The sequence below is a fragment of the Campylobacter sp. JH32 genome (genome assembly GCF_017846535.1).
Lineage (GTDB): Bacteria > Campylobacterota > Campylobacteria > Campylobacterales > Campylobacteraceae > Campylobacter_D > Campylobacter_D coli.
The window spans coordinates 1-5350 of the sequence record NZ_JAEQBS010000018.1 but is presented as its reverse complement, the minus strand read 5'-3'; the positions used below and the strand labels follow the sequence as shown (position 1 = coordinate 5350).

Annotated in this window: 6 protein-coding genes and 4 pseudogenes; all 10 read left to right on the top strand. The window is 37.8% G+C overall.

Annotation, left to right across the window (positions count from 1 at the left end; all coding sequences use genetic code 11):
• A partial coding sequence (locus KAR67_RS09180; RefSeq protein WP_192801091.1) for a TetM/TetW/TetO/TetS family tetracycline resistance ribosomal protection protein occupies positions 1-1349 on the top strand: 1349 nt, incomplete at its 5' end.
• 51 nt (positions 1350-1400) lie between these two features.
• Positions 1401-1574, top strand: a complete 174-nt coding sequence (locus KAR67_RS09175) for a cysteine-rich KTR domain-containing protein (RefSeq protein ID WP_002779755.1) — start codon at positions 1401-1403, stop codon at positions 1572-1574.
• 148 nt (positions 1575-1722) lie between these two features.
• Positions 1723-2022, top strand: coding sequence for a phosphoglycerate transporter (locus tag KAR67_RS09170; RefSeq protein ID WP_079744580.1), 300 nt, complete (start codon positions 1723-1725; stop codon positions 2020-2022).
• 24 nt (positions 2023-2046) lie between these two features.
• Positions 2047-2824: pseudogene (gene ant(9), locus KAR67_RS09165) on the top strand (aminoglycoside nucleotidyltransferase ANT(9)).
• 199 nt (positions 2825-3023) lie between these two features.
• The gene (locus KAR67_RS09160) at positions 3024-3443 is read left to right on the top strand and encodes an AAA family ATPase (RefSeq protein WP_170876516.1); all 420 of its coding nucleotides are present in this window, start codon (positions 3024-3026) and stop codon (positions 3441-3443) included.
• A 46-nt stretch (positions 3444-3489) separates the two neighbouring features.
• Positions 3490-4227, top strand: coding sequence for a 23S rRNA (adenine(2058)-N(6))-methyltransferase Erm(B) (gene erm(B) / locus KAR67_RS09155; protein WP_002321849.1), 738 nt, complete (start codon positions 3490-3492; stop codon positions 4225-4227).
• 145 nt (positions 4228-4372) lie between these two features.
• Positions 4373-4579, top strand: a pseudogene (locus KAR67_RS09920) (topoisomerase DNA-binding C4 zinc finger domain-containing protein); the annotation flags it as partial.
• A 42-nt stretch (positions 4580-4621) separates the two neighbouring features.
• Positions 4622-4709 (top strand): annotated as a pseudogene (locus KAR67_RS09915) (chromosome partitioning protein ParA); the annotation flags it as partial.
• A gap of 91 nt (positions 4710-4800) precedes the next feature.
• A pseudogene (locus tag KAR67_RS09145) lies at positions 4801-4926 on the top strand (peptide-binding protein); the annotation flags it as partial.
• On the top strand, positions 4892-5152 hold the full coding sequence (locus KAR67_RS09910) for an aspartate/glutamate racemase family protein (protein WP_334328229.1): 261 nt from the start codon (positions 4892-4894) through the stop codon (positions 5150-5152). The pseudogene KAR67_RS09145 and the gene KAR67_RS09910, both read left to right, overlap by 35 nt.
• Positions 5153-5350 lie beyond the last annotated feature (198 nt).

The following is a 5350-nucleotide window of genomic DNA, read 5'->3' as shown; positions in this document are numbered from 1 at the left end:
CAGGGAAACCGTTTAAAATGTCAGAACTGGAACAGGAAGAAAACAGGAGATTCCAAAACGGAACGTTATTTCCCGTTTATCACGGAAGCGCTAAAAACAATCTGGGGACTCGGCAGCTTATAGAAGTAATTGCCAGTAAATTTTATTCATCAACGCCTGAAGGTCAATCTGAACTATGCGGGCAGGTTTTTAAGATTGAATATTCGGAAGAAAGACAACGTCTTGCATATGTACGCCTTTATGGCGGAATCCTGCATTTGCGGGATTCGGTTAGAATATCGGAAAAGGAAAAAATAAAAATTACAGAAATGTATACTTCAATAAATGGTGAATTATGTAAAATTGATAAGGCTTATTCCGGGGAAATTGTTATTTTGCAAAATGAGTTTTTGAAGCTAAATAGTGTTCTTGGAGATACAAAGCTATTGCCACAGAGAGAGAGAATTGAAAATCCTCTCCCTATGCTCCAAACAACTGTTGAACCGAGCAAACCTCAACAAAGGGAAATGTTACTTGATGCACTTTTAGAAATCTCCGACAGTGACCCGCTTCTACAATATTATGTGGATACTACAACGCATGAGATTATACTTTCTTTTTTGGGGAATGTGCAGATGGAAGTCATTTGTGCCATCCTTGAGGAAAAATATCATGTGGAGGCAGAAATAAAAGAGCCTACTGTTATATATATGGAAAGACCGCTTAGAAAAGCAGAATATACCATCCACATAGAAGTCCCGCCAAATCCTTTCTGGGCTTCTGTCGGGTTGTCCATAGAGCCGCTCCCTATTGGAAGCGGAGTGCAGTATGAAAGCAGAGTTTCACTTGGATATTTAAATCAATCGTTCCAAAATGCGGTTATGGAGGGGGTTCTTTATGGCTGCGAGCAGGGGCTGTATGGATGGAAAGTGACAGACTGTAAAATCTGTTTTGAATATGGATTGTATTATAGTCCTGTAAGTACCCCCGCAGACTTTCGGCTGCTTTCCCCTATCGTATTGGAGCAGGCTTTAAAAAAAGCAGGGACAGAACTATTAGAGCCATATCTCCACTTTGAAATTTATGCACCGCAGGAATATCTCTCACGGGCGTATCATGATGCTCCAAGGTATTGTGCAGATATTGTAAGTACTCAGATAAAGAATGACGAGGTCATTCTGAAAGGAGAAATCCCTGCTAGATGTATTCAAGAATACAGGAACGATTTAACTTCTTTCACAAATGGGCAGGGAGTCTGCTTGACAGAGTTAAAAGGATACCAGCCAGCTATTGGTAAATTTATTTGCCAACCCCGCCGCCCGAATAGCCGTATAGATAAGGTTCGGCATATGTTCCACAAGTTAGCTTAACAGCTTGCAAAAGTCATATAAAATGAGATTTGAAAGGATTAGAGACTAATTATGATGAAATGCGAATGGATATTGTGTCCTGTTTGTGGGAGCAAAACCCGTAATAAAATTAGGAAGGACACTGTTTTGGAGAATTATCCCCTTTATTGTCCAAAATGCAGACAAGAAAGATTGATTAAAGTTGACAACTTGAAGATAACTGTCATCAAAGAGCCAGACGCTTAAGACGCAGAGCCGATGAAATTGTGGAACAATTCACGAATCATCGGCTCTTTTTGTTTCGTATTTGAAAGAACAAACTCACCAAATAAAAAAAACGATATTCGGGTGGGTTATTTTGTTATACCCTAAATTACCCTCTGAGTAAGCACGACTGAGCCAAAAGAATATACCATATTGGGAAGTTAAAACATGGACAACAGACGGTTTTTATCGAGAAACAGTAGAAATGGTTCAGTATCGGAAAGAAGAGGGATGTCAAGTAGTAGAAATGGAATGTTCCGCATTGGCGGCGTGTGCAAAATTTAGAAAAGTTACATGGGCTATGCTGCTTTTTTCAGCCGATACTCTTGCAGACCCTCATAAATACCAAGAAAGAGAATGGGGAAAAACAAGTATATCCATAGCCTTAGAATTAGCCTTAGACGCTGTTTTATCAGTTGTTGAGGAGTAAAAATAAATACATATAGGAGTTACAATGAATATAAATGAATTTCCACAACAAGTAAATCAAGTTATTTCAATAGCAGAAACCATATTACAAGGTCAAATATTGGGGATATATTTATATGGTTCAGCAACAATGAATGGGCTGCGTCCAGATAGTGATATAGATATACTGATAATTACTAAACAAGAATTGAGTAATTCAATCAGAGCAGATCTAACAAAGCAATTATTGAAAATTTCTGGCTCCGTAGGCTGTATTGAAAAAAGACCTTTAGAGGTAACTATTATCAATCAATCTGATATTGTTCCGTTGCAATTTCCGCCAAAATGTCAGTATATGTATGGTGAATGGCTAAGGGGAGAGATGGAAGCAGGAGAATATCCGCAAGCCTGCAATGACCCAGATATAATGATTTTATTATGGCAAGCAAGAAAAAATAGCATAACTTTGAAGGGGGCGGAAAGCAAAGAGCTTATTCCCGCTATCCCATTTCACGAAATTAAAAAAGCAATTCGGTTTTCTTTACCTGGTTTGATTTCCAGCTTTAAGGGTGATGAAAGAAATGTGTTATTAACCTTATCACGAATGTGGTTTACTTTAGTAACAGAAGAAATCACGACAAAAGATGTTGCCGCAAAATGGGTAATTTTAAAATTGCCGGAGAGATTCCCCCCCCCTGCTAACAACGGCAAAGGAAGCTTATTTGGGAAATTTGTCTGATGAATGGGAGACAGTAGAAAAGGAAGCGATGGCACTTGTAGAATATATGAAAAAACAAATTGAGGAATTACTTAGAACAGAGTAGCAAAGTTAGCGGGGCCAATCAACGGTCAAGATGAACGGCGCATAAATGCGCCGCCGTTGACAGTCCCGCCCGTCTTTGCTGATGGGCAATCAAGGCGGGAAAGCCCTAAAATGGCTTCCCGCCCATTTCAATCTTGAGAGAAGAAACGCTCCAAAACCAGAAAGAGAGCGGTAAATCTGAATTGCGAGGGAGAATATAGATGAATCAAGGTAGAATTATTGTAATCACAGGTGCGCCGGGGACAGGAAAAACTACAACGGCATCTGCTGTTGCAAAAGAATCAGATTTGGAAAAGTCTGTGCATATGCACACAGATGACTTTTATCATTATTTGAGTAAAGGGGCAATACCACCGCATTTGCCAGAATCAAATGAGCAAAATTTGATTGTCATTGAAGCCTTTTTAGAAGCTGCAAAGCGATATGCTCGTGGCGGATATGATGTAATTGTAGATGGGATTGTCGGGCCATGGTTTTTGGAGCCATGGAAAGCTCTTGCCCAAGAAGATTACGAGGTACACTATATTGTATTAAGAGCGAGTATGGAAATAAGACTTAGAAGCAAACTTAAGAGTGTGTTGATAGTGCAGTATCTTAAAATTTTGTATAATAGGAATTGAAGTTAAATTAGATGCTAAAAATTTGTAATTAAGAAGGAGTGATTACATGAACAAAAATATAAAATATTCTCAAAACTTTTTAACGAGTGAAAAAGTACTCAACCAAATAATAAAACAATTGAATTTAAAAGAAACCGATACCGTTTACGAAATTGGAACAGGTAAAGGGCATTTAACGACGAAACTGGCTAAAATAAGTAAACAGGTAACGTCTATTGAATTAGACAGTCATCTATTCAACTTATCGTCAGAAAAATTAAAACTGAATACTCGTGTCACTTTAATTCACCAAGATATTCTACAGTTTCAATTCCCTAACAAACAGAGGTATAAAATTGTTGGGAATATTCCTTACCATTTAAGCACACAAATTATTAAAAAAGTGGTTTTTGAAAGCCATGCGTCTGACATCTATCTGATTGTTGAAGAAGGATTCTACAAGCGTACCTTGGATATTCACCGAACACTAGGGTTGCTCTTGCACACTCAAGTCTCGATTCAGCAATTGCTTAAGCTGCCAGCGGAATGCTTTCATCCTAAACCAAAAGTAAACAGTGTCTTAATAAAACTTACCCGCCATACCACAGATGTTCCAGATAAATATTGGAAGCTATATACGTACTTTGTTTCAAAATGGGTCAATCGAGAATATCGTCAACTGTTTACTAAAAATCAGTTTCATCAAGCAATGAAACACGCCAAAGTAAACAATTTAAGTACCGTTACTTATGAGCAAGTATTGTCTATTTTTAATAGTTATCTATTATTTAACGGGAGGAAATAATTCTATGAGTCGCTTTTGTAAATTTGGAAAGTTACACGTTACTAAAGGGAATGTAGATAAATTATTAGGTATACTACTGACAGCTTCCAAGGAGCTAAAGAGGTCCCTAGCGCCTACGGGGAATTTGTATCGATAAGGGGTACAAATTCCCACTAAGCGCTCGGGACCCCTTGTAGGAAAATGTCCTAAGTGTGGCAACAATATTGTATTAAAAAAATCGTTTTATGGTTGTTCAAATTATCCTGAATGTACCTTCACTTTAGCTGAACATTTTAGAAAGAAAAAACTCACCAAAACAAATGTAAAAGAATTACTAGAGGGAAAAGAAACCCTGGTAAAAGGAATCAAAACGAAAGATAGAAAGTCCTACAATGCCGTTGTAAAAATCGGAGAAAAGGGATATATTGATTTTATCTATGTATGAGAACGTATTTTTTGAAATGCTTGAGCGAATCATTCAATTAGAAAACGAAAAAGAATAGAATCACAAATCACAAGTGATTAATCACAAATCACTTGTGATTTGTGATTGTTGATGATAAAATAAGAGTAAGAAGAAATAGAAAGAAGTGAGTGGTTGTGGGAAATTTAGGCGCACAAAAAGCAAAACGAAATGATACACCAATCAGTGCAAAAAAAGATATTATGGGGGATAAGACGGTTCGTGTTCGTGCTGACTTGCACCATATTATCTCTATTAGGAAAACTGATATACCCCAATTTAGAGAATGGCATAGTAATTCCTAGTGATAAAGAGAAAATGATTGCACTGGCAAATAAATACATTGAAAAAGAAAATGTAGATGCACTCATTCTCGCCTGTACGGAGCTGCCACTTGCCATAAAGCCCGAAGATGTTAATGTGCCAATCGTGAATACAACCCAAGTACATATCAATGCAATTTACCAATATGCAATTCGATAAAAATAGCAAAGCCAGCCGAGCCAATCAACGGTCAAGATGAACGGCGCATTTCATGCGCCGCCGTTGACAGCCCCGCCCGTCTTTGCTAAAGGGTAATCAAGGCGGGAAAGCCCTAAAATGGCTTCACACCTATTTCAATAATTGGAGGAGATAAAAATGAGATCAGAAAAGGAAGTTTATGATATTGTTTTGAATTTT